The organism is Streptomyces hydrogenans, assembly GCF_014656075.1.
In the GTDB taxonomy this organism is placed as follows: domain Bacteria; phylum Actinomycetota; class Actinomycetes; order Streptomycetales; family Streptomycetaceae; genus Streptomyces; species Streptomyces hydrogenans.
In genome coordinates this window covers 40,594-62,187 of the sequence record NZ_BNBS01000045.1, presented here as the reverse complement: position 1 = coordinate 62,187, position 21,594 = coordinate 40,594, and the positions used below count along the sequence as shown (strand labels likewise).

Annotated in this window: 26 protein-coding genes and 1 tRNA gene; 16 read left to right on the top strand and 11 right to left on the bottom strand. The window is 73.6% G+C overall.

Features of this window, described 5'->3' with window-relative positions; all coding sequences use genetic code 11:
• Nucleotides 1-58: 58 nt before the first annotated feature.
• A complete protein-coding gene (locus tag IE321_RS20325) occupies nucleotides 59-1,654 on the bottom strand; it encodes an ABC-F family ATP-binding cassette domain-containing protein (protein WP_190223991.1) in 1,596 nt (531 codons plus the stop codon).
• A 151-nt stretch (nucleotides 1,655-1,805) separates the two neighbouring features.
• On the bottom strand, nucleotides 1,806-2,153 hold the full coding sequence (locus IE321_RS20320) for a DoxX family protein (RefSeq protein ID WP_190223990.1): 348 nt from the start codon (nucleotides 2,151-2,153) through the stop codon (nucleotides 1,806-1,808).
• Nucleotides 2,154-2,245: 92 nt separating this feature from the next.
• Between IE321_RS20320 and IE321_RS20315 the strand changes: the two genes are divergently transcribed.
• On the top strand, nucleotides 2,246-2,686 hold the full coding sequence (locus tag IE321_RS20315) for a MarR family winged helix-turn-helix transcriptional regulator (protein WP_226652143.1): 441 nt from the start codon (nucleotides 2,246-2,248) through the stop codon (nucleotides 2,684-2,686).
• Nucleotides 2,687-2,767: 81 nt separating this feature from the next.
• A complete protein-coding gene (locus IE321_RS20310) occupies nucleotides 2,768-3,637 on the top strand; it encodes an alpha/beta fold hydrolase (RefSeq protein ID WP_043227447.1) in 870 nt (289 codons plus the stop codon).
• A gap of 16 nt (nucleotides 3,638-3,653) precedes the next feature.
• Here IE321_RS20310 and IE321_RS20305 read toward each other — a convergent pair whose 3' ends face one another.
• Nucleotides 3,654-4,622 carry a S8 family peptidase gene (locus tag IE321_RS20305; protein WP_190223988.1) on the bottom strand — a complete coding sequence of 323 codons (969 nt, stop codon included), beginning with the start codon at nucleotides 4,620-4,622 and terminating at the stop codon, nucleotides 3,654-3,656.
• A 141-nt stretch (nucleotides 4,623-4,763) separates the two neighbouring features.
• On the opposite strand from IE321_RS20305, the gene IE321_RS20300 reads away from it, so the two are divergent.
• Together IE321_RS20300 and IE321_RS20295 are read left to right on the top strand one after the other, a co-directional pair.
• On the top strand, nucleotides 4,764-5,732 hold the full coding sequence (locus tag IE321_RS20300) for a DUF1648 domain-containing protein (protein ID WP_190223987.1): 969 nt from the start codon (nucleotides 4,764-4,766) through the stop codon (nucleotides 5,730-5,732).
• A gap of 2 nt (nucleotides 5,733-5,734) precedes the next feature.
• Entirely contained in the window at nucleotides 5,735-6,091 is a 357-nt protein-coding gene (locus tag IE321_RS20295) for a GntR family transcriptional regulator (protein WP_190223986.1), read from the top strand.
• Here the strand turns inward: IE321_RS20295 and IE321_RS20290 are convergent.
• Nucleotides 6,088-7,077: a D-2-hydroxyacid dehydrogenase family protein gene (locus IE321_RS20290; protein WP_190223985.1), complete on the bottom strand. Its 990-nt coding sequence runs from the start codon at nucleotides 7,075-7,077 to the stop codon at nucleotides 6,088-6,090. The two genes, IE321_RS20295 and IE321_RS20290, sit on opposite strands and share 4 nt — an antisense overlap.
• Before the next feature lie 151 nt (nucleotides 7,078-7,228).
• Between IE321_RS20290 and IE321_RS20285 the strand changes: the two genes are divergently transcribed.
• The 5 genes from IE321_RS20285 to IE321_RS20265 all read left to right on the top strand — a co-directional run bounded on the left by IE321_RS20285 (nucleotide 7,229) and on the right by IE321_RS20265 (nucleotide 10,489).
• A complete protein-coding gene (locus IE321_RS20285) occupies nucleotides 7,229-8,635 on the top strand; it encodes a hypothetical protein (protein ID WP_226652141.1) in 1,407 nt (468 codons plus the stop codon).
• A 158-nt stretch (nucleotides 8,636-8,793) separates the two neighbouring features.
• A complete protein-coding gene (locus tag IE321_RS20280) occupies nucleotides 8,794-9,204 on the top strand; it encodes a VOC family protein (RefSeq protein ID WP_043227453.1) in 411 nt (136 codons plus the stop codon).
• A 19-nt stretch (nucleotides 9,205-9,223) separates the two neighbouring features.
• Nucleotides 9,224-9,466, top strand: a complete 243-nt coding sequence (locus tag IE321_RS20275) for a helix-turn-helix transcriptional regulator (RefSeq protein ID WP_051842482.1) — start codon at nucleotides 9,224-9,226, stop codon at nucleotides 9,464-9,466.
• Nucleotides 9,463-9,906, top strand: a complete 444-nt coding sequence (locus IE321_RS20270; RefSeq protein ID WP_190223984.1) for a pyridoxamine 5'-phosphate oxidase family protein — start codon at nucleotides 9,463-9,465, stop codon at nucleotides 9,904-9,906. Before IE321_RS20275 ends, IE321_RS20270 begins: the two co-directional genes overlap by 4 nt.
• A 97-nt stretch (nucleotides 9,907-10,003) precedes the next feature.
• Nucleotides 10,004-10,489 (top strand): iron chaperone, encoded by a 486-nt coding sequence (locus IE321_RS20265; protein WP_043227456.1) that lies wholly within the window; start codon nucleotides 10,004-10,006, stop codon nucleotides 10,487-10,489.
• Between the two features lie 71 nt (nucleotides 10,490-10,560).
• On the opposite strand, the gene IE321_RS20260 is transcribed toward IE321_RS20265, so the two are convergent.
• Nucleotides 10,561-11,469 (bottom strand): NAD-dependent epimerase/dehydratase family protein, encoded by a 909-nt coding sequence (locus IE321_RS20260; protein WP_043227457.1) that lies wholly within the window; start codon nucleotides 11,467-11,469, stop codon nucleotides 10,561-10,563.
• 192 nt (nucleotides 11,470-11,661) lie between these two features.
• Nucleotides 11,662-12,315 carry a VOC family protein gene (locus IE321_RS20255; RefSeq protein ID WP_190223983.1) on the bottom strand — a complete coding sequence of 218 codons (654 nt, stop codon included), beginning with the start codon at nucleotides 12,313-12,315 and terminating at the stop codon, nucleotides 11,662-11,664.
• A 197-nt stretch (nucleotides 12,316-12,512) separates the two neighbouring features.
• Here IE321_RS20255 and IE321_RS20250 point away from each other — a divergent pair, with 197 nt between their 5' ends.
• The 4 genes from IE321_RS20250 (at nucleotide 12,513) to IE321_RS20235 (ending at nucleotide 15,836) form a co-directional block, all read left to right on the top strand.
• Nucleotides 12,513-12,995 carry an SAM-dependent methyltransferase gene (locus IE321_RS20250; RefSeq protein ID WP_190223982.1) on the top strand — a complete coding sequence of 161 codons (483 nt, stop codon included), beginning with the start codon at nucleotides 12,513-12,515 and terminating at the stop codon, nucleotides 12,993-12,995.
• Between the two features lie 280 nt (nucleotides 12,996-13,275).
• Entirely contained in the window at nucleotides 13,276-13,488 is a 213-nt protein-coding gene (locus tag IE321_RS20245; protein ID WP_043221324.1) for a DUF6243 family protein, read from the top strand.
• Nucleotides 13,489-13,554: 66 nt separating this feature from the next.
• A complete protein-coding gene (locus IE321_RS20240) occupies nucleotides 13,555-14,382 on the top strand; it encodes a GNAT family N-acetyltransferase (RefSeq protein WP_226652139.1) in 828 nt (275 codons plus the stop codon).
• 179 nt (nucleotides 14,383-14,561) lie between these two features.
• Complete coding sequence (locus tag IE321_RS20235; protein ID WP_190223981.1) at nucleotides 14,562-15,836, top strand: M23 family metallopeptidase; 1,275 nt, start codon at nucleotides 14,562-14,564, stop codon at nucleotides 15,834-15,836.
• A 122-nt stretch (nucleotides 15,837-15,958) separates the two neighbouring features.
• On the opposite strand, the gene IE321_RS20230 is transcribed toward IE321_RS20235, so the two are convergent.
• Entirely contained in the window at nucleotides 15,959-16,297 is a 339-nt protein-coding gene (locus IE321_RS20230) for a MerR family transcriptional regulator (protein ID WP_043221323.1), read from the bottom strand.
• An 803-nt stretch (nucleotides 16,298-17,100) separates the two neighbouring features.
• On the opposite strand from IE321_RS20230, the gene IE321_RS20225 reads away from it, so the two are divergent.
• On the top strand, nucleotides 17,101-17,457 hold the full coding sequence (locus IE321_RS20225; protein WP_043221321.1) for a GvpU-like protein: 357 nt from the start codon (nucleotides 17,101-17,103) through the stop codon (nucleotides 17,455-17,457).
• A 332-nt stretch (nucleotides 17,458-17,789) separates the two neighbouring features.
• Here IE321_RS20225 and IE321_RS20220 read toward each other — a convergent pair whose 3' ends face one another.
• From IE321_RS20220 to IE321_RS20210, 3 genes are all read right to left on the bottom strand, one after another.
• Entirely contained in the window at nucleotides 17,790-17,993 is a 204-nt protein-coding gene (locus IE321_RS20220) for a cold-shock protein (protein ID WP_190223980.1), read from the bottom strand.
• A 644-nt stretch (nucleotides 17,994-18,637) separates the two neighbouring features.
• Entirely contained in the window at nucleotides 18,638-18,859 is a 222-nt protein-coding gene (locus tag IE321_RS20215) for a hypothetical protein (protein ID WP_043221320.1), read from the bottom strand.
• A 104-nt stretch (nucleotides 18,860-18,963) separates the two neighbouring features.
• Nucleotides 18,964-19,034: transfer RNA gene (locus IE321_RS20210), tRNA-Gly, on the bottom strand.
• A 410-nt stretch (nucleotides 19,035-19,444) separates the two neighbouring features.
• Here IE321_RS20210 and dcd point away from each other — a divergent pair.
• Together dcd and IE321_RS20200 are read left to right on the top strand one after the other, a co-directional pair.
• Nucleotides 19,445-20,020, top strand: coding sequence for a dCTP deaminase (gene dcd, locus IE321_RS20205; RefSeq protein ID WP_017240230.1), 576 nt, complete (start codon nucleotides 19,445-19,447; stop codon nucleotides 20,018-20,020).
• 12 nt (nucleotides 20,021-20,032) lie between these two features.
• Nucleotides 20,033-20,530 carry a phosphoribosyltransferase gene (locus IE321_RS20200; protein WP_024755952.1) on the top strand — a complete coding sequence of 166 codons (498 nt, stop codon included), beginning with the start codon at nucleotides 20,033-20,035 and terminating at the stop codon, nucleotides 20,528-20,530.
• Between the two features lie 71 nt (nucleotides 20,531-20,601).
• Here the strand turns inward: IE321_RS20200 and IE321_RS20195 are convergent, their stop codons facing one another.
• Nucleotides 20,602-21,444 carry a Yip1 family protein gene (locus tag IE321_RS20195; RefSeq protein ID WP_190223979.1) on the bottom strand — a complete coding sequence of 281 codons (843 nt, stop codon included), beginning with the start codon at nucleotides 21,442-21,444 and terminating at the stop codon, nucleotides 20,602-20,604.
• Nucleotides 21,445-21,594 lie beyond the last annotated feature (150 nt).

Here is a 21,594-nt window from a genome sequence, read left to right as displayed (position 1 = left end):
CGCCGATCGCACGCGCCGGACGACCCGGCCTGATCCGACGCCAATGGTCAGACAGGCCCTAGGCCCTCGCCGGGGTCCGGGCCGGGGCCAGTTCCAGGTGCCGGCCCCGGAAGCCCGCCCGCAGCCGGCGGTCGTGGCTGACGACCACCAGGGTGCCCCGGTAGGCCGCGAGCGCGGCCTCGATCTCCTCCACGAGGGCGGGCGCCAGGTGGTTGGTCGGCTCGTCGAGGAGCAGCAGGGCGGCCGGCGCGGTCACCAGCCGGGCCAGTTCCAGCTTGCGCCGCCGGCCCGTCGACAGAAGTCGGACCGGGGTCGTCAGATCCCGGGCCGTGAAGAGCCCGAGGGCGAGCAGTTCGTCCTCGCGGCCCTCTCCGAAGACCTCGCCCACCGTACGGGGGTCGTGGGGTGAGGTCGTGTCCTGGCGGAGCAGCCCGGCCCGGCCGGGCACGGTCACCGTGCCCGCGTCCGGGGCGAGTTCGCCCGCCAGGACCCGGAGGAGGGTGGTCTTTCCCGCGCCGTTGGGGCCGGTGACGAGCAGCCGCTCGCCGGGTGCGAGGTGGAGGGCGTCGAGCCGCAGCCGGCCGTCGACCCGTACGCCCGCCAGGTCGACGGACGTGCCATCGCCCTCGAACTCCCCCCGGAAGCGCAGGGGTTCGGGCGGTGGCGGCACCGGGTTCCCGGTGAGTCGCGCCACCCGCTCGCGGGCGGCGCGGATCCGGCTCATCGCCCCGTGCGCCCGGGACCGGGCCCGGAAGGCGCCGGCGCCGCTGAACGCGGCGGGGGCCTTGCGGGGGATGGCGGAGAAGCGGTCGACGGCGCTGTCCGCGAGGGCCCGGTGGCGGGCCAGCTCCTCCTTCCACTCCGTGTGCTCCCGCGCCCTGCGGGCCCGTTCGGCGGCCCGTCCGGCGAGGTGGCCCGCGTAGCCGTCGCCGTAGCGGCGCAGGGTGTGCCGGTCCTCGTCGACCTCCAGGACGGCGGTGGCGACCCGGTCGAGGAAGACGCGGTCGTGGGAGACGGCCACGACCGTGCCCCGGTGGGTGCGCAGCCGCTCCTCCAGCCAGCCGACGGCCTCGTCGTCGAGGTCGTTGGTCGGCTCGTCGAGCAGCAGCAGTTCCGGGTCGGCGGCGAGCACGCCGGCCAGTGCGAGCCGGGCCCGCTGCCCGCCGGAGAGGGTGGCCAGCGGCCGGTCCCGGTCGAGCGGCGCGGTCTCGCCGAGCCGGCGCAGCACGGTCGCCATCCGCCGCTCTGCCCCGGCGCCGCCGCGCGCCTCGAAGGCGGCGAGGAGTGCGGCGTACCGGTCGAGTCCGGCGGGGGTGAGGGCCGCCTCGGCCTTCCGGATCTCCCGCTCCAGCTCCCGGATCTCCGCGAGCGCGTGGTCGACGGCGTCGCCGACGGTCGCGGTCGGGGGGAGGTCGAGGGTCTGGGCGAGGTGGCCGAGGCCGCCGGGGGCGTGGACGTCCACGGTGCCGTTGTCGGCGGTTTCGAGGCCGGCGAGCAGCCGGAGGAGGGTGGACTTCCCGGAGCCGTTGTCGCCGACGACGCCGAGGCGCTCGCCGGGACGGACGGTGAGGGAGGCGCGGTCGAGGACGGTCCGGTGGTGCGCGTACCGGTCGTCGTAGCGCTTGGTGACCTCGGTGAGCCTGGCACGGAACAAGGGCGGACTCCTGTGGTGGGCGACACGGGACGAGTGACGAGACGGTTCGTCTCGTTCTCGATGTCTCGACCGTACGGCATGGCGGAGTCTCTGGCAAGACGAATCGTCTCGTCTCGCTTCGTTCGGCTCGGGAGCCGGATCAGGGGCGGGATCAGGAGCTGGCCATGCGCAGCACCAGCGCGGCCGCCGGGAGGACGGTGAGGACCAGGGCCGGCGCCAGCTCGTAGTCCTTCGCCCGCAGGTGGGTGACGACCGCGCCGACGAAGTAGAGGACCAGGCCGATCGCGGCGGCCGTGCCGAGCGCCGGGACCGCGAGTCCGGCGAGCAGGCCGAGCGCGCCCGCCGCCTTCGCCGTGCCCAGCCAGGGCAGCCAGGTGTCCGGCACCCCCAGCTTCGTCATGTTCCCGGCCACCGCCGGATTGCGGGTGAAGGTCATGGCGGCGGAGGCGGACAGGCCGAGGGCGAGCAGGACGGCGAGGACGGCGTAGCCGATGAACATGGGGGTGCTCCAACGATCTGGGGACGGAAACCGTTGAAGCGTAACAACGATTTCTCTCGCTCCACAATGTGCTTGTTGTTACGGTGGACGGCATGGCAGCCCTCCCGACCGACCGGCTCGGATTCCTCCTCTCCTTCCGCGGAGAGCTGACGAGCGCGCGCATCCGCTCCGCCCTCGGTGTCGCCGGGCTGCACCCGCGCAACGCGATGACGCTGATGCGGCTCGCGCCCGCGCCGATGAGCCAGCGCGAACTGGCCGCCGCGATGGAGGTCGACCCCAGCCAACTGGTCGCGATCCTCAACGAGCTGGAGGACGCCGGCCTCGCCGAGCGCCGCCGCGACCCGGCCGACCGGCGCCGCCACATCGTCGAGATCACCGAGGCCGGCGCGGCCGTCCTGGACCGCGTCGACCAGGCCGTCGGCGAGGCCGAGCGCGAACTCTTCGCCGACCTCACCGAGGCCGAACAGACCCTGCTGCGGGGGCTCCTGGACCGGGTCGTCGTCGACCCGGCCGCACACGAGTGCGGCGAGTAGAAAAAGATCCGGCCCCGGCCGATGACTTTTCCGCCCGGCCCCCGTCTACCCCTCTGAAAGCACCCCACGGAGGAGAGAACGATGGCCGAGTTCACCACCCGCACCCTGGAGACCGCCGGCGCCACCCTGCGCTACGACGTCCGCCCCGGCACCGGCACGGACCCGCGCCCGCTGCTCCTGGTCGGCTCCCCGATGGACGCGACCGGATTCACCACGCTCGCCTCCCACTTCACCGACCGCACCGTCGTCACCTACGACCCGCGCGGCGTCGGCCGCAGCGTGACCGCCGAGGGCGCCCCGGTCGAGATCCTTCCCGAGGAGCACGCCGACGACCTGGCCCGGCTGATCGAGGAGCTGGCCGCGGGCCCGGTGGACCTCTTCGCCAGCAGCGGCGGCGCCGTCAACTCCCTGGCGCTGGTCGCCCGTCACCCCGGCCTCGTGCACACCCTCGTCGCCCACGAGCCGCCCGCCGCCGGGCTCGTCCCCGACGGCGCCGAGGCCCTGGCCGCCTGCGCCGACGTGCACGCCACCTACCTGAGGGACGGCTGGGGCGCGGGCATGGCCAAGTTCATCTCCCTCGTCGGCCACCAGGGCCCGATCCCGGCCGACTGGGCGGCGCTCCCGGTCCCGTCGCCCGACACCTTCGGCCTGCCGACCGGGGACGACGGCCGCCGCGACGACCCGCTGCTCGGCCGGAACATGCGGGGCTGCACCGGCTACGACCCGGACGTCGAGGCCCTGAAGGGCGCCGCCACCCGGATCGTCGTGGCCGCGGGCGAGGAGTCCCGCAACGAGCTCGCGGCCCGCGCCGCGGCCGCGCTCGCCGACCGCCTCGGCACCCCGCTCGCCGTCTTCCCCAGCAACCACGGCGGCTTCCTGGGCGGCGAGTTCGGCCAGCAGGGCGCGCCGGAGGAGTTCGCGAAGACGCTGCGCGCGGTCCTGGAGGCCTGACCGTCCGGGGCCCGGGTCAGTTCCCGCCGGCCGCCGCCCGCACGGCGGCGGCCGCGTCGACGTTCCCGAGGCCCAGCTTCGGGCTCTGCGCCGGGTTCTTCGCCGTGTTCCGGATCGCCCCCATGATCTCCGTCGGGCTCAGGCCCTGCTGGTGCAGGAGCGCGGCCACGGCGGCCACGTACGGCGAGGCCATCGAGGTGCCGGAGAGCCTGCCGTACCCCGTGGTGTTCCTGAGGGTCTCCTTGGCCGTGTAGGTCGGCAGGGTCGAGAGGATGTCGACGCCGGGCGCCGCCACCGCGTCCTGCGCGCCGAAGTTGGTGAACTCGGCGGGCTGCCCGTTCTCGTCGGCGGCGTTGACCACGAGGACCGGGGTGTCCAGCTCGTACGGCTGGAGCAGGGTCGCGTCGTTGCCGGCGGCGGCCACCACCACCGCCCCCTTGCTGTTGGCGACGGAGATGGCGTCGTTGAGGACGCCGCCCTTGAGGAGCCGGGCCATCAGACCGGACTCGCCGAGGGAGAGGTTGATGACGTCGGCGCCGTGCTGGGCGGCCCAGACGATCCCCTTGGTGATGTTCGCGTCGCTGCCGCTGCCGTCCGCGCCCAGCACCCGCACCGGCATGATCTTGGCGCCGGGCGCGCCGCCCGCGATCCCGACGCCGTTGTCGGTGTGCGCGGCGGCGATGCCGGCGACGTGGGTGCCGTGGCCGTTGAGGTCCTTCGGGTCGTCGTCGCCGTCCACGAAGTCGTAGCCGTCGACCAGCCGCCCCTCGAGGTCGGGATGGTCCGGGTCCACGCCGGTGTCGACGACGGCGATGACCGTGTCGTCGCCCTTGGCCGTGGACCAGGCGTCGGGGAGCTTCAGGGAGTTCACGGCCCACTGCTGGCCGCGGAGCGGATCGGGCTCGTCGTCGCTGCCGCAGCCGGTCGCGGCGACGGCGGTCAGGGTGGCGAGGGCGGTGAGGGCGGCGGCGGACCGTCGGCGCATGAATTCTCCCCGATTGGCGGCATCTGGACGCATTTGGACCAGTCAATAACCGGCCGTGCGGGCCCGCATCCGGAAAGGAGGCCCCAGGCCCTCGACCTCAACCCCCATTGTTCTAGTAGAGTGCGAACAAGGGAGGTTTTCATGACCACTGCTCCGCACACCGCCGCACTCCGCGTCCCGTTCCGCCTCCGCGCCCTCGCGGCGCTCCCGTTCGCCCTCGCCGCCGTCACCTACGTCGCGCTCCTCGCCGTCTGGTCCGACCGGCTCCCCGACCCGCTCGCCACCCACTTCTCGTACGGCGGCGAGGCCGACGGCTTCACCGGCCGGGCCGCCTTCACCGCCGTCGGCGCCGCGCTGCTGCTCACCCTCGGCGCCGGCTGGACGGTCCTCGTGCGGCGCGGCGCCCTCTGGGGCGCCTGGCTCACCGCCGGGCTCACCGGCACGCTCCTCGTCCTCGTCGTCCACGACAACCTGGACGCGGCCGACCCCGCGGACGTCGTCTCGCCGCTCTCCCACCTCGCCGTCGCGGCCGCCGCCGGAGCTGCCCTCGCCCTCGCCGGGCACGCCCTCTCCCGGCTCGTCCCGCCGGAGGAGCACGAGGGCGCCGGACCCGCCGTCCACCCGGACGCGCCCCGGCTCGACCTCGGAGCCGGCGAGCTGGCCGGCTGGTCCCGCGCCACCGCCTCCGCCCCGCTCACCGCCCTCGGCCTGCTCTTCCTCGCGGGCGGCGCCGTCGCCGTGCTCCTCGGCCCGTGGCCGCTGCTGCTCATCGCCCTCGCCGTCGCCGTCCCGGGACTCGCCCTCGCCCGGATCCGCGTCAGCGTCGACCGGCACGGCCTCACCGTCCGCTCCACGCTGACCCCCCGGCCCCGCGTCCACGTGCCGCTCGACGACATCACCGCCGCCGACGTCCGGCCCGTCGACGCGCTGCGCGAGTTCGGCGGCTGGGGCTACCGGGTCCGCGCCCACCGCAGCGGCGTCGTCCTGCGCTCCGGCGAGGCCCTGGTCGTCCGGCGCGGGAACGGCCGCGAGTTCGCCGTCACCGTGCCCGACGCCCGGACCGCGGCGGCCCTCCTCAACACCCTCGTCGAACGTCGTGGAAGGCTCTGACCGTGCTCTTCCGTGTCGACCCCGCCTCCTCCGTCCCGCTCGGCGACCAGATCGCCGGCTGCGTCCGCGGCGCCCTCGCCGACGGCACCGCCGCCCCCGGCGAGCGGCTCCCCGCCGCCCGCGAGCTCGCCGACTCCCTCGGCGTCAACGTCCACACCGTCCTGCGCGGCTACCAGCGGCTCCGCGAGGAGGGCCTCATCGAACTCCGGCGCGGCCGCGGCGCCCTCATCGTCCCCGGCGCCACCGCCCCCGACCGCGCCCGGCTCGTCACCCGCCTCCGCGAGGCCGCCGGCGAGGCCCGCGAGCTGGGCCTCACCGAGGCGGAGTTCCTCGACCTGGCCCGTACCGCCCTCGACTAGGCGCCGGGCGCGGGACCCTCCAGGACGCGGACCGGCGCGCCCGCCAGAAACGCCTCGATGTCCTCCACCGCCTGCCCGAAGTACCGGGCGTAGTTGGCCTCGGAGACGTACCCGAGGTGGGGCAGGGCGAGGACGTTCGGGAGGGTGCGCAGCGGATCGCCGGCCGGCAGCGGCTCCGTCTCGTACACGTCGAGCCCCGCCCCGGCGATCCAGCGCTCGCGCAGCGCCCGCAGCAGCGCGGCGCCGTCCACCAGCCCCGCCCGCGCGGTGTTCACCAGATACGCCCCCGGCCGCATCGCCCGCAGCTCCGGCTCGCCGACGATGCCCCGGGTGCGGTCGGAGAGCACCAGGTGCAGCGAGACGACGTCGCTCCGCTCGAACAGGTCGGCCTTGCCGCGCGCCAGCCGTACGCCGTCCCCGTGCGCGGCGACCCGCTCCTCCGTCAGGTGCGGGCTCCAGGCGAGGACGTCCATGCCGAAGGCGCGGCCGACGGCCGCGACCCGGCCGCCGATCTTCCCCAGACCGAGCAGCCCCAGCGTGCGGCCGGCCAGGTCCCCGCCGACCGTCGACTGCCAGGGGCCGCCCGCGCGCAGCGCCGCGGCCTCCGTCGTCACGTGCCGGACGAGCCCCAGGATCAGCGCCCAGGTGAGCTCGGTGGGCGGCTCGGAGCCGCTGGCCGTGCCGCAGACGGTGATCCCGCGCTCCCGGCAGGCGGCCAGGTCGATCGAGGCGTTGCGCATCCCCGAGGTGACGACCAGCCGCAGCCGGGGCAGCCGGTCGAGCAGGGCGGCGTCGAGCGGCGTCCGCTCCCGCATCACCACCAGGATCTCGCAGTCCCCGACGGCCGCCACCAGCGCGTCCCGGTCCGCCAGGTGCTCGCGGAGCACCCGCACCTCCACCCGGCCGTGGAGCGGGCTCCAGTCGGCGGAGGCGAGGGCGGCACCCTGGTGGTCGTCGAGCACGGCACAGCGCGGCAGCGAAGTCATACCGGCATGATCGCGCACCGCCCCGCGGCCGTGGGGAGCGCCCGGGCGAGGGAAGGGACAGGGAAGGGGCAGGGGCGGGGACAGGGGCGGGGCTCACCCGATCGGGGGCGTCCGGGAAGCCGGTTCCGGGCCCCGCCCGCACAGTGGCCCCATGGGAGCACCTGACGGCGGGACCGACGACGAACTCACCCTGCTCCGTGCCCGGGTGGCCGCCCTGGAGGCCGGCACCGGGCAGGGCGCCCCGAAGCGCGAGCACCACCGGCTGCGCTCCTTCTTCTCCGGGCTCCTCGTCGTCATCGGCTGCGTCCTCGTGCCGCTGGGCCTGGTGGCCGCCTGGACGGCCGACCTCCTGGGCGACACCGACCGCTACGTGCAGACGGTGAGCCCGCTCGCCTCCGACCCGGACATCCAGGCGGCCGTGGCGAACCGGGTCACCGGCGCCGTCATGGAGCACATCGACCTCCCGGCGCTCCTCGAAGGCGTCGCGCCCGACCAGCGGCCGCTGGCGGAGAAGGCGCTCGGGAAGCTCGGCGACTCCCTGGAGAGCGCGGTCTCCAGCTTCGTCCACGACCGCGCGCAGGACGTCGTCGCCTCCCCGGCCTTCGAGACCATCTGGACCGACGCCAACCGCGCCATCCACACCTCCCTCGACCGCGCTCTGACGGGCGACCAGGACGGGGCGGTGAAGATCGAGACCGACACGGTGACGATCGACCTGGCCCCCGTCATCGAGCGGGTGAAGGAACGCCTGGTCGACTCCGGGCTCACCGTCGCCGGCAAGATCCCCGAGATCCACACGGACTTCACGGTCCTCAGGTCCGACGACATCGGGAAGGCGAAGACCGGCTTCGCGCTGCTCCAGACCATGGGCGTGTGGCTGCCGGTCATCGCGGTGCTGCTGGTGGCGGGCGGCGTGCTGCTCGCGGTGCGCCGGCGCCGGGCGCTGGTCGCCGCCGCCCTCGGCTTCGCCTTCGCGGCCGTGGTCCTCGGGATCGCGCTCACCGTCTTCCGCACGGTCTACCTCAACGCGCTGCCCTCCTCGGTCTCCCCGGCCGCCGCGGGCACGGTCTACGACACCCTGATCCGCTTCCTGCGCACCTCGGTCCGGGTCTGCGCGGTGCTCGGCGTGCTCGTCGCCCTGGTCGCCTGGCTGTCGGGCCCGAGCCGCCCGGCGGTCCTGGTCCGCGGGCTGTGGCACTCGGGCATCACCGCGACCCGGTCGACGGCGGACCGGGCGGGGATGCGGCTCGGCCCGGTCGGCGGCTTCGTGCGCCGCTTCCGCACCTGGATCGTGTGGATCCTGGTGGCGGCCGCGGCCCTCGCCTTCGTCCTCTGGCCGCACCCGACCGGCTGGGTTGTGTTCGGCCTGGCCCTGGCCCTCCTCTTCGCCCTGGCGGTGATGGACTTCCTGGCGGAGCCGGAGCCGGAGCCGGGGTTGGAGCCGACGTCGAAGTCGGGTCCGGGCCCCGGCGCGGGTCCGGGTCCGGGCCCCGGCGCGGGTCCCGGTGCGGGTCCGGGGCCGGGTGACGGGCCGGGGCCGGTTCACGGGGTCGGCTAGGAGGGGGGACCCGGGTCCTCCAGAACGCCCGGCACGTCCTCGTCCTCGCCGGCCCGGCGCCCGCGGTGACGGCGGTGACGCTCCTCCGGGACCCGCCCGCCCGAACACGGTCAGGATTCGAGAAGCGCGCGCCCGCGCCGCCAACTACCTTGATCCGCATGGACCTCACCATCCACACCACCGTCCTCCCGCACGAGGACCCCGACGCCTCCCTCGTCTTCTTCCGCGACGTCCTCGGCTTCGAGGTGCGCAGCGACGTCGGCCAGGGCAGGACGCGCTGGATCACCGTCGGCCCCGCCGGACAGTCCGGCACCTCGATCCTGCTCGCCCCGCCGGCCGTCGATCCGGGCATCACGGAGGACGAGCGCCGCACCATCACGGAGATGATGGCCAAGGGGACGTACGGCTGGATCCTCCTCGCCACCCCCGACCTCGACGCCGTCTTCGCGAAGGTCGCCGCCGGCGACACCGAGGTCGTCCAGGAGCCCACCCAGCAGCCCTACGGCGTCCGCGACTGCGCCTTCCGCGACCCGGCGGGCAATCTGATCCGCATCCAGGAAGTGCGCTGATCCGGCAGGGGGGACCGACATGTGCCAGCCCGCGTGGGCCGAAGCCCGCACCCGGACGGTACGGCTCCAGGAGCTGAGGGAGCTGCGCAGGATCCGCGACCGCATCGACCGCGAGTACACCCGCCCGCTGGACGTCCCGGGCCTCGCCCGGGAGGCGGGCCTGACCGCGGAGACGCTGCACCGCACGTTCACCCGGGCGTACGAGACGACGCCGTACGCCTTCGTCACCGCACTGCGCGCCACCCGGGGGGAGACGCCATGACCACCACGCCCGCGCCGAGGTCCCGCGAGGAACGCCTCAAGGACACCCTGGCCCGCCTGGAGACCGACGTGGACCTGTGGGTGGCCAGTCAGGGCCACCTGATCCCGCTCTCCTTCCTCTGGGACGGCGCCGCCGTCCTGGTCTCCACCCCGCGCGCCTCCCTCACCGGCCGCAACCTGCTGGCCGACGGCCGGGTCCGGCTGGCCCTCGGGCCCACCCGCGACGTGGTGATGATCGACGGCACCGCCGAGCCCGTGGACCTCGCCGACCTCCCGGCCGGCACGGGCGACGCGTTCGCCGAGAAGACCGGCTTCGACCCGCGCGAACTCACCCGGCCTTACCAGTACTTCCACATCCGGCCGCGGCGCGTGCACGCCTGGCGCGAGGCCGACGAACTCGACGGGCGCACCCTGATGCGCGACGGCGCCTGGCTCGCCTGAGCCGCCGGTCGGTTTCGGAGAAGCACCCGGGACCGGCGAAACCTAGCCTGGAACAGCACCGAGCAAGCCGAGCGGCACATCGACGAGGGGACCGGCCATGACCACCAGGAGCACACGGACCACCAAGGGCGCGGGGGCGACCGGGAGCGCCAAGTCCTACGACGGCTTCGACGAGGACGAGCGCGAGGCGATGAAGGAGCGGGCGAAGGAGCTGAAGGCCGGCACGGCCCGCGGCGGCCGCGCCAAGGCCGCCGACGGCGAGGCCGACCTCCTCGCGAAGGTCGCCGAGATGGCCGACGAGGACCGCGTCCTCGCCGAGGGCATCCACGCCCTGGTCAAGCGGGTCGCGCCCGGCCTGACCCCCAAGACCTGGTACGGCATGCCCGCCTACGCCCGGGACGGCAAGGTCCTCTTCTTCTTCCAGAGCGCCGCCAAGTTCAAGGCCCGCTACGCCACCCTCGGCTTCAACGACCCCGCCACCCTCGACGACGGCGACATGTGGCCCACCGCCTTCGCCCTCACCGTCCTCACCCCCGAGGTCGAGGCCCGCATCGAGGCCCTCATCGAGCGCGCCACCGCCTGACCGCCACCGCCCGGCCCCGCAGCACACCCGCCCGGCCCCGTTCCGACCCGCGGCGCACCCGCGCCCGCGGGTCAGCGGGCCGCCGCGGCCGCCATGCCCGCCCGGTGGTCCGGGTGGCGGGGGGTCCAGCCGAGCTCCCGGGTGGCCTTCGCGTGCGAGACCCGCAGACGGGTGTCGAGCATGAGGGAGCCCAGGTAGGGGACGGCCAGGCGGAGAAGACGGCCGGGCAGGCGGAGACCGCGCCCGCCGCGGGCCTCGGCGAGCTCGCCCCAGGTGGAGGGCCGGTCGTCGACGATGTTGTACGCCTCCCCCGCCCGCCCCCGGGCCAGCGCGGCGACCGTCGCCTCGGCCGCGTCCTCGACGTGCACCCACGACATCGTGCCGCCGCCGCCCCGGGGGACGGGGAACGGCCGGCTGCCGGGCGTCGGGTCGAACCAGGTGCCGGGGCCGTAGAAGACGCCGTACCGCAGCGCCGTGCCCGCCACGTGCCCGGCGGCGAAGAGCCTGCCCTCCGCCTCGACGAGACCCGTCACGACGTGGTCGGCGACGGTGCCGCCGAGGACGCCGAAGCGGTCCTCCTCGGTGACGGGCCGCTCCCCGTGGTCGTGGTAGCCGTAGCCCAGGACCAGCGACTGCGTGACGAAACGGCCCGCCCCCAGCACCCCCGCCGCCTCCAGGAGGTGCGCGGTGCCGCGCTCCCGCAGCACGTTGCTCGGGTCGTCCGCCGTGAGCCGGAGCCGGGGCGCCTTGAGCGCCGTCAGCTGGTGCACCACCGCGTCGGCGGACAGCCCGTCCAGGGCCCGCAGCAGGCCCTCCCGGTCGAGCGCGTCCGCCCGGACGGGCGTCGCGCCCAGGGCGCGTACCGTCCCCGCCGAGCCCTCCGAACGGGCCAGGGCCAGCACCTCGTGCCCGTCCCGGATCAGGGCACGGGTCAGCGGACGTCCGATGGCGCCGGTCGCGCCGGCGATCAGGATCCTCATGGTCAACCTCCAGGTGTCTCCACCAGGGAAGACCGGACAGGGCCTCCGGATGTGACACCCGGCCGGGGGCGGGGGGAGTGATCCGGGTCACCCGCCCCCTCCGTCACCCCCCGCCGCCCGTGCCGCCCCGTCGCCCGTCGCCCGCGCCTCGGCGGTCGAGCCCCGTCGCCCGCCCCCTGTCGACCGCGCCCGTCAGACGCCCGCGGTCCGCGCCCGGGCCCGCGCCCGGACCTCCGTCTCCGGCTCCCACGAGAAGCCGTCCGGGTCGGTGAAGCGGGCCGTGCCGCCGCCGAGCGCGACCCGGTGCGCCCCGCCGCCGTCGGCCGGGACGCCGGCGTCCTTGGCGAGGGCCCGGCGCGGGTACAGCGCGAGCGTCACGGCGCCCTCGGGCGCGGCGAACTCGACGTACTTGCGGCCGAAGCTCCGGGCGACGGTGAGGCCGTGGGCGACGTAGAACTCCTTGGTGGCGGTCATGTCCGAGGTGCCCAGCAGCACCACGACCCGCTCGACCAGCCCGGTGGCGGGCCCGCTCTCCTTCTTCTCGGAGGAGGCGAACTTCCAGATCGTCCCGTCCGGGGCGGACACGACGCCGCCGTAACCCCAGAAGGACTTCGCGGCGGGCTTCAGGGCCGTGCCCCCGGCGGCGGTCGCCGCCTCGACGAGGGCCCGGACGTCGGCCGGCCGCGGCACCGTGAGGGAGACCGTGAAGCCGCGGAACCCCTCCGAGGGCACGTCCGCGGCGGCGGCCCGCAGCCGCACGTGGGCGCCGAGCCCGGAGGCGGCGTAGAAGCTCTCGGCGGCGGCGAGGTCGGTGACTTCCAGCGTGATCTGCGTCAGTGAGGTCATGACGAACACGCTAGGTCCGGCCCCCGCACCCCCGCTTCTCCGATCCTGACCGGCCCCGCACGCCGCCCCGGCCCCTTGCCCGCGTCCTCCCGGCCGGACACCATGGACGCCGCACCCGCCCGGCGCCGGAGACCACCGCCCACGAGGCGGAGTCCCCGGCCCCGCCCGCTTCCCACCCCTCGCGAAAGGCGCAGCGCATGACGGAGCACGGACCCGCCCCCATGGACATCGTCACCGTCCCGGTCGGCCGGGTGGTCGGAGGCCGGGCCGAGGTCCGGGACGACGAGTGGGGCGGGGTGGCGGCGGTGATCCGCCTCGACGGACGGTTCGGCGCGGACGCGCTCGCCGGACTGGACGCCTTCTCGCACGTGGAGGTCGTCTACCACTTCGACCGGGTGCCGGAGGAGAAGGTGGAGACGGGGGCCCGGCACCCGCGCGGCAACCCCGACTGGCCGCTGGTCGGCATCTTCGCCCAGCGCGGCAAGAACCGCCCCAACCGCCTCGGGGTGTCCCGCTGCCGGCTGCTGCGGGTCGACGGACGCGAGCTCCACGTGGAGGGCCTGGACGCGGTCGACGGCACCCCGGTCCTCGACATCAAGCCCTACATGGACGAGTTCGGCCCGCGCGGCGCCACCACCCAGCCCGCCTGGGCCACCGAGATCATGCACAGCTACTACTGACGGCCCCTCAGTCCGTCCGTGCGGCGGACCGGTCGACGCGGGGCGGGCGGGCCCGGGCGCACGGACCCGGGCGCACGGGGGCGGGCCGCGGTCGCCGGTGAGGCGCGGGCGCGCGAGGAGCCGCCCGGAGCGCGGCGCGCCGGCGGCGCGGGTGCCGACGGGAAGGCCGGGGGCTTCGGTCCGGATCGGCGCGGGGCCGTCCTGCCCCGCCTCGTCGACCCGGCCGGGGAGGGGACCGGGTAACGTCGCGATCCCATCCCCCCACCACCCGGGAGCCCCCGTGACCGACAGCAAGAACATCAACAACCCCGTCGGCCAGGGCGGCGGCCAGCGCAAGAAGCTGTCCCGCGCCGAGCGCCAGAACAACGGCCCGCACCGCAACCTCGACCGCCAGGACGCCGCCGACCGCAAGGCGGAACTGGTGCGCAAGATGCGCGAGAAGGCCCGCGGGGCCGAGGCGACGGAGACGCCCGACGACGACGGGAAGAACTGACCGGCGACTCGACGGCGCCGCGAATCTCCCTCGGGTGAACGGGAGTTGCGCACTACCGTAGGCGTCATGACGACAAGATCCACTTCATCGGACGAGGTCCGGCCGGAACCCGCGGCCGCCCCCGGATCCGCACCTGGTCCCGCCCCCGCGTCCACCCCCGCCCCGCTGCCCGACGCCCTGAGGCTCCAGGCCCGGAACTCCGCCGCGCTCTGGACCGCGACCGGCCGGAGCCGGGGGCACCAGGTCGTCCGGCGCCGCGGCTTCGTCGCGATCGACGGCGACGAGCGCGCCGGCCTGCGCGTCCTGGTCCAGGAGCCCGACCTCGGGCCGGACGAGGTGGCCGAGGCGAGCGAGCTGGTGCGCCGGGCCGCGGGCCCGGCGCTCGTCGAGGACCCGTTCAGCTCGACCGACCTGAGCCACCTGGGCCTGCGCAGCTGGCAGATGCCGGTCATGACCCGCCCGCCCGGGCCCGTCGGCGCACCGGCGCTCGACGTGATCCGGGTCCGCCGGCCCGAGGACCTCCAGGCGGCCGAACGGATCGTGATCGAGGGCTTCGACCTGACCGGTTTCACGCCCCACCACCCCGGCGAGCTGTTCCCGCAGGCCCTGATCGAGCAGCCCGGCGTGGACGTCCACCTCGCCCTGCACGACGGCGTCCCGGCGGGAGCCGCCCTCAGCGTCGTGGACGCCGGGGTCGGCAGCCACTACTGGGTCGGCACCTCCGCGGCCTTCCGCTCGCGCGGTGTGGGCCGCGCCGTCATGCTCGGCTCCCTCGCCCCCCTGGCGCACCTCCCGGTCACGCTCACCGCCTCGAAGCTGGGCCGCCCGCTGTACGAGTCCCTGGGCTACACCGTCGCGGCCCCCTCCACCTGGTGGGCCTCGCCCGCCACCTGACCCCGCCGAGCGGCGCCGGCCTTCCGCTGATCGTCATGCGGCTGGACGGGTGGAGTTCGGATGCGGCTCCGGCGCCCCGGGCCCGGAGCGGTGCCCCGCCGGGTTACACAGGGGCCTGCGTCTCGGCGCGGGGCGTGCCGGTGCCCTCACGGCCCGGGCCACACGACTGGAAGAGCACCATGGCAGAGCACGACCCTCGCAACCGCACCGGCCGGAGCCCGCTACGTCGCGGGCTCGTGACCGCCGTGCTCGCGGTCGGCATGCTGACCGCCTCGACGGCATCCGGGTACGGGACCGACACGGCCGGTCCCGCGTCCGGCCCGCAGTTCACGCCGCTGACGGCGGCGGTGATGACCGAACCGACGCCGTTCCCCGCCACGGACGGCAGGACGCACCTCTCCTACGAACTGCTCACCACGAGCGCGCTGCCCAGCAGCACGCGGGTGCGCCTCGACCGGGTCGAGGTCCGGGACGCCCGCACCCACCGGGTGGTGGGCTCGCTGAGCGGCCGGGCGCTGGCCGACGCCGCCAATCCCGTGGGCGACCCGCTGCCGGGTGCGGACGGGTACACCCCGGCGCCCCCGGGGCCCACGCCGACCGTCATCCCGGGCTCCCAGCAGTGGGTCATCTGGATCGACCTGGCCCTCGACCGCGACCGGCGGGTGCCCAAGGTCCTCGAACACCACCTCTCGGGCGCCGTTCTCACCGCCTCCGGCCCCTCCCCGTTCGAGGAGACCGTCCAGGTCACCCCGACCGGCCGCACCGCGCCGCTGAACCTGAACGCCCCGGTCCGCCCCGGCACCTGGTACTCCAGCGAGTCGTGCTGCGGCAACACCCACCACCGGCGCGGCCTCGCCCCGATCAACGGCCGCTTCGACGTGCCGCAGCGCTTCGCCATCGACTGGTACCGGGTCGGCGAGCGGGGCCGGACCTGGGAGGGCGACCCCGCGCTGCTCACCAGCTACCTGAGCTACCGGCAGCCGGTCGTCGCCGCGGCCGGCGGCAGGGTGGTGGAGGTCCGGGACGGGATCCCGGACAACACGCCGCCCGTCTCACCGCCGATCCCGCCGATCGACGAGACCGTCGGCAACCACGTCACCGTGGAGGTCGCGCCGGGCCGCTACCTGCTCTACGCCCACCTGGAGCCCGGCTCGCTCAAGGTCCGGGAGGGCGACCACGTCGAACCCGGCCGGGTCCTCGGGCGGATCGGCAACAGCGGCAACTCGACCACGCCGCACCTGCACTTCCAGGTGATGACCACGCCCGAGTTCTTCCCGACCGACAGCCCGCCGTTCACCTTCCGCGAGTTCCGCGTCGTCGGCCACGTGGAACCCCGCATCTGGGACGACAACCTGGGCCTCCAGCCCACCGGCGTCCTCCCGATCAGCCCCTCGCCGTACGACGGCCCCCACCGCGCCCGCTACCCGCTCGACCGCGAGGTGCTGGAGTTCTGACCGGCTGCCGGCCGTGCCGGTTGCTGCTGCGCGGCCCTCGCGAAGAGGGCCGCGTCCCGCTCGCCGCCGTCGCTCGCGCGCACGCGGACGGACGGCCGGGGCCGGGGCGGGGTGTGGTCGTCTCAGGCCTGTTCCGAGGGCGGGCCGGATTCGGCGGCGCGGCGGTACTCGGCGTTGATGCGCTGGGCCTCCTCGAGCTGGTCCTCGAGGATGATGATCCGGCAGGCGGCCTCGATCGGGGTGCCCTGGTCGACGAGTTCACGGGCCCGGGCGGCGATGCGGAGCTGGTAGCGGGAGTAGCGGCGGTGGCCGCCTCCGGAGCGCAGCGGAGTGATCAGGCGGGCTTCGCCGAGGGCGCGGAGGAAGCCCTGGGTGGCGCCGATCATCTCGGCGGCCCTTCCCATGGTGTAGGCGGGATAGTCGTCGTCGTCGAGACGGTCGTACGAGTCGTCTGCTGTCATTTGCACCTCTCCGTGAAACGCATAGAGGGGCCCTGGTGCCAGTGCTGGCACCAGGGCCCTGAAGGAACTACTACACCACCTGCCGGCCCTGACGAAGCGCCGGCCTTCTGTGTCCGCCCGCCCGGCCTGGTCGCTGCCGGGGGCGCGGGGATCGCGGTTGCTCGACCGAAGACCACCTCGCTGACGATGTCCTGCGGTACCCGGGCCCAAGACGTCGGCCCGGGCGATCCTGATGGCGCCGCACTCCTCCGTTCTTCCTCGCTGATCGACCTCTTGCCCTGCTGGTGGTGCGTACCGCTCTGCGGCCCGGGAGGGCGCCGCTGTCGCGCCCCCGGTGCGCGCGTCCGCAGCCCGACGCCTTTCACCGGGGGTACCGCTCCACTGCTTCCGCGGGTACCGCTTCGCCATGACCGCGGTCCCGCTCTCGGAGGCCCCTGATCACCGCGGGCCTCCCGGTCCGGCCGCCAGTCCCGTCGCCGTCATGCCCAAGCCCTGGCTTCGAAACTCCGCCGCCGCACCGTCCTGCTCACTGATGCCGTTCGTGCTGCTCGCCGGCAGTTCGTCTCTGCCCGGCTTCCTTGTCTCTCTGGGTTACGAGAGAAAACGTAACCCACCTACCCCTCTATGTCTACTACGGCCACGATAGATTTTTGGTCCTCCGTCGAGGAGACAATCGGCTCTCGGCGGGGTGCGGAAGGAGTGCGGAAGCGCTGCGGCCCCTCCGCGCACGCGTCCGGGCCGTCGGCCCCGCCCGCGAGAGAGACCTGGGGGAGGAGGCGGGCCGCCCCGTAGGATCGGCTTCCATGTCGAAGATTGACGAGCTGCTCGTTGACGTCGCCCGGCTGGTGGAGTCCGGGCGGAGCAACCAGATGTCCCTGACCGTCGTCACCGGGGGCGCGGTCATCACAGGCCGGCTGGCACCCGAGGCGGTGTGGCGGCAGCGGGTCTCGGAGGTCCTGGCGGACTCCGACCACCTGGCCGACTTCTCCGCGGTCTTCGCCGCCGCGTCGAAGGCCGAGTCGCCCACCCATCTGCACTTCCACCTGGCGCGGATCCTTCAGGGCACGGTGGGGATCCCGGAGACGGGCGGCATGTACCGCGTCTCGATCGCGGACGTCAGCGCCTGGACGATGGGCGACGTCAGCTACTCCGAACACTGAGCCCGCCGCGGGAGTCAGGGGCGGTGGTGAGCCGGCCCCACCCTTCTCCGATGCCCCCGCCGTACGGGCGGGGGCATCGCGCGCTTCCACCCGGCCGGTTCGCGCCGGAGAACCTTTCGCGGTCCGGCACGGATCGAGGAGTCACCGCACGGGGCGAGCGGTTCCGGGAAGAAGGAGAGAATTCCGGAAGGAATGGGGGGCGGTGAATTCCGCGCGCGGGTGGAAGGAGCGGCGGGGCCGGTTCGAACGGGCCCGAAAGTCCTGGGAAATGCGAAGAGCTGGGGCCCGCACCCCGAAGGATGCGGGCCCCAGCTGCACAGGGCGCGTCAGCGTCAGGCGGGAACGATGTTCTCCGCCGTCGGGCCCTTCTGGCCCTGCGCGATGTCGAAGGAGACCTTCTGGCCCTCCTGGAGCTCGCGGAAGCCCTGGGTGGCGATGTTCGAGTAGTGGGCGAACACGTCAGGGCCGCCACCGTCCTGCTCGATGAAGCCGAAGCCCTTTTCCGCGTTGAACCACTTCACGGTACCGGCAGCCATGTCATTTCTCCTTCGGGCAGTGCAGCGGAACCCGCGATCTGCGGATTCCGTGTCGCCGCGATGATTCCCTGCCCGGAAGAAGACCGGAATGCAAGACGCCGCCGCTCGGCGTGCGGCCGGACGGGGCGTCTGAAACTTTTCGGGTACCAAAACTGCAACTGATTCGACCGTAGCACGCCGGAGCATTCCGTGCGGGTTTTCCTTTTTGCGTGTGCCACCGATAAAAACTCTCACGGTGGCATCGGTCAAAGTCTCGCTCCGCGAACGCAGTTATTCGTGTTCCGGAAATGTGGTCCGAAGGGCGCGGCGGTGTTCGTGCGCCTGGACGGTGGGACCGGTCCGGCCGGCCCGCGGCCGAGCTTCCCGTCCGTCGGAGGGGGGCTAGCCCGCGTCGCGTCGCGCCGCACTCGCGCCGGAGGCGGACCCGTGCGCGTCCTCGTCGAGCGGGAAGTCGAGCGGGAAGGTGTCGGCATCCCCGAAGTCGGGGGCCTGGAAGGGATGCGCGGTGGGCCGCGGCGATGCCGCGGCGGCGCGGGGGGACGCCTCTGCCGGAGCGGAGAACGGCGAGTTCAGGTCGATGGCAGGGGTCCTCTTCCTTGCGGGGCCATGAACGGTCCGGCGTGCCCTGACCGGGCACGACGGTCCTACAGCTTGCTCATCTTGGCGTACGGACTCAGGATCCGCTGTTGCGTCGAGCCGAAATCCACGACAGCCGCTATCCCGTCCTCGACGCCGGTGACCCGACCGAGGCCGTGCACGTCGTGGGTGACCTGGTCGCCCACGGCGAACTGCTTGGGAGGCGGCGCGACCGGGGCTTTGAAGGGGCTGGTGGGCAGAAAGCGCTTCGGTGCACTGGGCTTCGTCATCGCTACCAGTATGCGTCCACGCGTCTCTTCTGCGGCCGTTCGCGTCCACAGCGCGTCCAGAAAGCAACAAAGCCCCAGGTCTCTGACCTGGGGCTCCGCGAAAGAGCGGATGACGGGAATCGAACCCGCGCTATAAGCTTGGGAAGCTCATGTTCTACCATTAAACTACATCCGCGACAGTGGCCGGATGAACCGGCCGCATCGTTGCACACTGTACCCCATGCGCCACGGTCGGCGTGGATCGCCCCTCCCGTGCGGGTCGGAGTGCCGCGTAGAGGGCGCCCTGTTGATCCCCTAATGTGGCCTCTCGTCCAGCATGTGTGTAGGGGAAGGGACTTGATGGGTTCCGTGGAGCGCACCGTCGTCCGCTGTGCCGAAGGGCACGTGTTCAGTACCGCCTCGTTTCCGCTTCAGCAGCTCGGTGCCGGGCGGATCGGGCCCGGGCGGCTCATCCGGTGTCCGCGGTGTGCGCGGTTGAGGCAGGCGGTGCCGGTGGAGGTCCAGCAGCGCTGACCTGGGCGGCCGGGTGAAGGGCGTGGGCGGTCCCGATTGGGGAGGTCCGCGCCCTCTGCGTATCGTGGGGGCGTGCTTCTCTCAGACAAGGACATCCGGGCCGAGATCGATGCCGGGCGGGTGCGCATCGACCCGTACGACGAATCCATGGTGCAGCCGTCCAGCATCGACGTGCGCCTCGACCGCTTCTTCCGGGTGTTCGAGAACCACCGCTACCCGCACATCGACCCCGCCGTCGAGCAGCTCGACCTGACGCGCGAGGTGGAGCCGGAGGGCGACGAGGCGTTCATCCTGCACCCGGGCGAGTTCGTGCTCGCGTCGACCTACGAGGTCATCACCCTGCCGGACGACATCGCGTCGCGCCTGGAGGGGAAGAGCTCCCTGGGGCGGCTCGGGCTCGTCACGCACTCGACCGCCGGGTTCATCGACCCCGGGTTCTCCGGTCACGTGACCCTGGAGCTGTCGAACCTCGCGACCCTGCCGATCAAGCTGTGGCCGGGGATGAAGATCGGGCAGCTGTGCATGTTCCGGCTGAGCTCGCCCGCCGAGTTCCCGTACGGCAGCGAGCGGTACGGCTCCCGGTACCAGGGGCAGCGGGGCCCGACGGCCTCCCGCTCGTTCATGAACTTCCATCGGACCCAGGTGTGAGGCGGACCGGACATGAGTGAAGTACGCGAGAACCTGACGTACGAGGGCTTCGGGACGGCCGTCCGCGAGCTGGCGCAGACCATCGCCGACGACGGCTACGAGCCCGACATCGTCCTCTCCATCGCCCGCGGCGGCGTGTTCGTCGCCGGCGGTCTGGCCTACGCGCTCGACTGCAAGAACATCCACCTCGTGAACGTGGAGTTCTACACGGGTGTGGGGACCACGCTGGAGATGCCGGTCATGCTGGCGCCCGTGCCGGACGCGATCGACTTCTCCGACAAGAAGGTCCTGATCACCGACGACGTCGCCGACACCGGCAAGACGCTGAAGCTCGTCCACGACTTCTGCGTCGACCACGTCGCCGAGGTCCGCTCCGCCGTCATCTACGAGAAGTCCCACTCCCTCGTGAAGTGCGAGTACGTCTGGAAGAAGACGGACGAGTGGATCAACTTCCCCTGGTCGGTCGAGCCGCCCGTCGTCAAGCGCGAGGGCCAGGTCCTCGACGCCTGAGGCCCCCCGACGCACGCGAGAAGGCCCCCGCCGTGACCGGCGGGGGCCTTCTCGTGTGCGGGTGCCGTGTTCTACAGCGTGCCGAGCTTGATGAGGCTCAGGAGGGCGACCAGCTGGATGGCGGAGGCGCCGAGGGCCTTGGGCCAGGGGAGGTCGTGGGAGCGGCTGACCATCAGGGTGAAGAGGGCGCCGGCGGCGAGCCAGGTGAGCCAGCCGATGATCTGGACGAGGGCGTTCTCGCCGCCGAGGAAGAGGGCGAAGAGGAGGCGGGGGGCGTCCGTCAGGGACATGATCAGCATGGAGAGGCCGACCGTGGGCTGCCAGGCGCCGTCGCCGCCGAGCTGGCGGGCGAGGGTGTGGGTGACGGCGCCGAGGATCAGGCCGGCGACGACGAAGCCGACGCCCGTCATCAGGACGTACGGGATCGTGTTCGACAGCGTCGCGTTCAGCACCTCCTCGCGGGCCTGGTCGAAGCCGAAGATCGCCAGCAGGCCGTAGAGGAAGGTGACGGTCAGCGCCGGGGCCCAGACCGCGTGGTCGCGCATCCGGAGGAAGGTGTCCGCCGGGCGGAGCACGATGCCGCTCAGGAGGGCCTTCCAGGGCAGCCGGGGACCGGTCGGGACGGGCGGGGCCTGGTAGCCGCCGGCCTGGCCGTACGGGTCGTCGACGCTGAACATCTGGGTGTGGCCCGGGTTGTTCGCCGCCGCGTGCTGCTGCGGGTGCTGTCCGTGCGGGTCGCCGAAGTACTCCGGCTCGCCGTACGGCTGCTGCTGGTGCCGTGGCGGCTGTTGCTGCCACTGCTGCTGCGGGTACGCCTGCGGAGGCGCCTCGTACCCGTACGGCGCCTGCTGCGGTCGATGCTGTTGCTGCGGGGGGCGGTTGTCCCGGCCGCGTCCGTTCCTGAATCCAGCCACGTCAATGAACGTACCCGTTTCCGCGGCGGCCCCGCTCCTTCGGTGCGGAGCTGTGACATCCCCTAGGGGGTCACAGGGTCGTGCGGCGGTCGTGGGGCCGCTGTTACGAAACGGACGTATCGCCTCAATGTGGGCTCCGTAGCTTCGGTG

Coding starts and splice junctions, on each gene's coding strand:
- IE321_RS20320 (WP_190223990.1), bottom strand. CDS start 2,153: ATGTTCATCGGCTACGCCGTCCTCGCCGTCCTGCTCGCCCTCGGCCTG.
- IE321_RS20315 (WP_226652143.1), top strand. CDS start 2,246: ATGGCAGCCCTCCCGACCGACCGGCTCGGATTCCTCCTCTCCTTCCGC.
- IE321_RS20310 (WP_043227447.1), top strand. CDS start 2,768: ATGGCCGAGTTCACCACCCGCACCCTGGAGACCGCCGGCGCCACCCTG.
- IE321_RS20305 (WP_190223988.1), bottom strand. CDS start 4,622: ATGCGCCGACGGTCCGCCGCCGCCCTCACCGCCCTCGCCACCCTGACC.
- IE321_RS20300 (WP_190223987.1), top strand. CDS start 4,764: ATGACCACTGCTCCGCACACCGCCGCACTCCGCGTCCCGTTCCGCCTC.
- IE321_RS20290 (WP_190223985.1), bottom strand. CDS start 7,077: ATGACTTCGCTGCCGCGCTGTGCCGTGCTCGACGACCACCAGGGTGCC.
- IE321_RS20285 (WP_226652141.1), top strand. CDS start 7,229: ATGGGAGCACCTGACGGCGGGACCGACGACGAACTCACCCTGCTCCGT.
- IE321_RS20280 (WP_043227453.1), top strand. CDS start 8,794: ATGGACCTCACCATCCACACCACCGTCCTCCCGCACGAGGACCCCGAC.
- IE321_RS20275 (WP_051842482.1), top strand. CDS start 9,224: ATGTGCCAGCCCGCGTGGGCCGAAGCCCGCACCCGGACGGTACGGCTC.
- IE321_RS20270 (WP_190223984.1), top strand. CDS start 9,463: ATGACCACCACGCCCGCGCCGAGGTCCCGCGAGGAACGCCTCAAGGAC.
- IE321_RS20265 (WP_043227456.1), top strand. CDS start 10,004: ATGACCACCAGGAGCACACGGACCACCAAGGGCGCGGGGGCGACCGGG.
- IE321_RS20260 (WP_043227457.1), bottom strand. CDS start 11,469: ATGAGGATCCTGATCGCCGGCGCGACCGGCGCCATCGGACGTCCGCTG.
- IE321_RS20255 (WP_190223983.1), bottom strand. CDS start 12,315: ATGACCTCACTGACGCAGATCACGCTGGAAGTCACCGACCTCGCCGCC.
- IE321_RS20250 (WP_190223982.1), top strand. CDS start 12,513: ATGACGGAGCACGGACCCGCCCCCATGGACATCGTCACCGTCCCGGTC.
- IE321_RS20240 (WP_226652139.1), top strand. CDS start 13,555: ATGACGACAAGATCCACTTCATCGGACGAGGTCCGGCCGGAACCCGCG.
- IE321_RS20235 (WP_190223981.1), top strand. CDS start 14,562: ATGGCAGAGCACGACCCTCGCAACCGCACCGGCCGGAGCCCGCTACGT.
- IE321_RS20230 (WP_043221323.1), bottom strand. CDS start 16,297: ATGACAGCAGACGACTCGTACGACCGTCTCGACGACGACGACTATCCC.
- IE321_RS20225 (WP_043221321.1), top strand. CDS start 17,101: ATGTCGAAGATTGACGAGCTGCTCGTTGACGTCGCCCGGCTGGTGGAG.
- IE321_RS20220 (WP_190223980.1), bottom strand. CDS start 17,993: ATGGCTGCCGGTACCGTGAAGTGGTTCAACGCGGAAAAGGGCTTCGGC.
- IE321_RS20215 (WP_043221320.1), bottom strand. CDS start 18,859: ATGACGAAGCCCAGTGCACCGAAGCGCTTTCTGCCCACCAGCCCCTTC.
- IE321_RS20200 (WP_024755952.1), top strand. CDS start 20,033: ATGAGTGAAGTACGCGAGAACCTGACGTACGAGGGCTTCGGGACGGCC.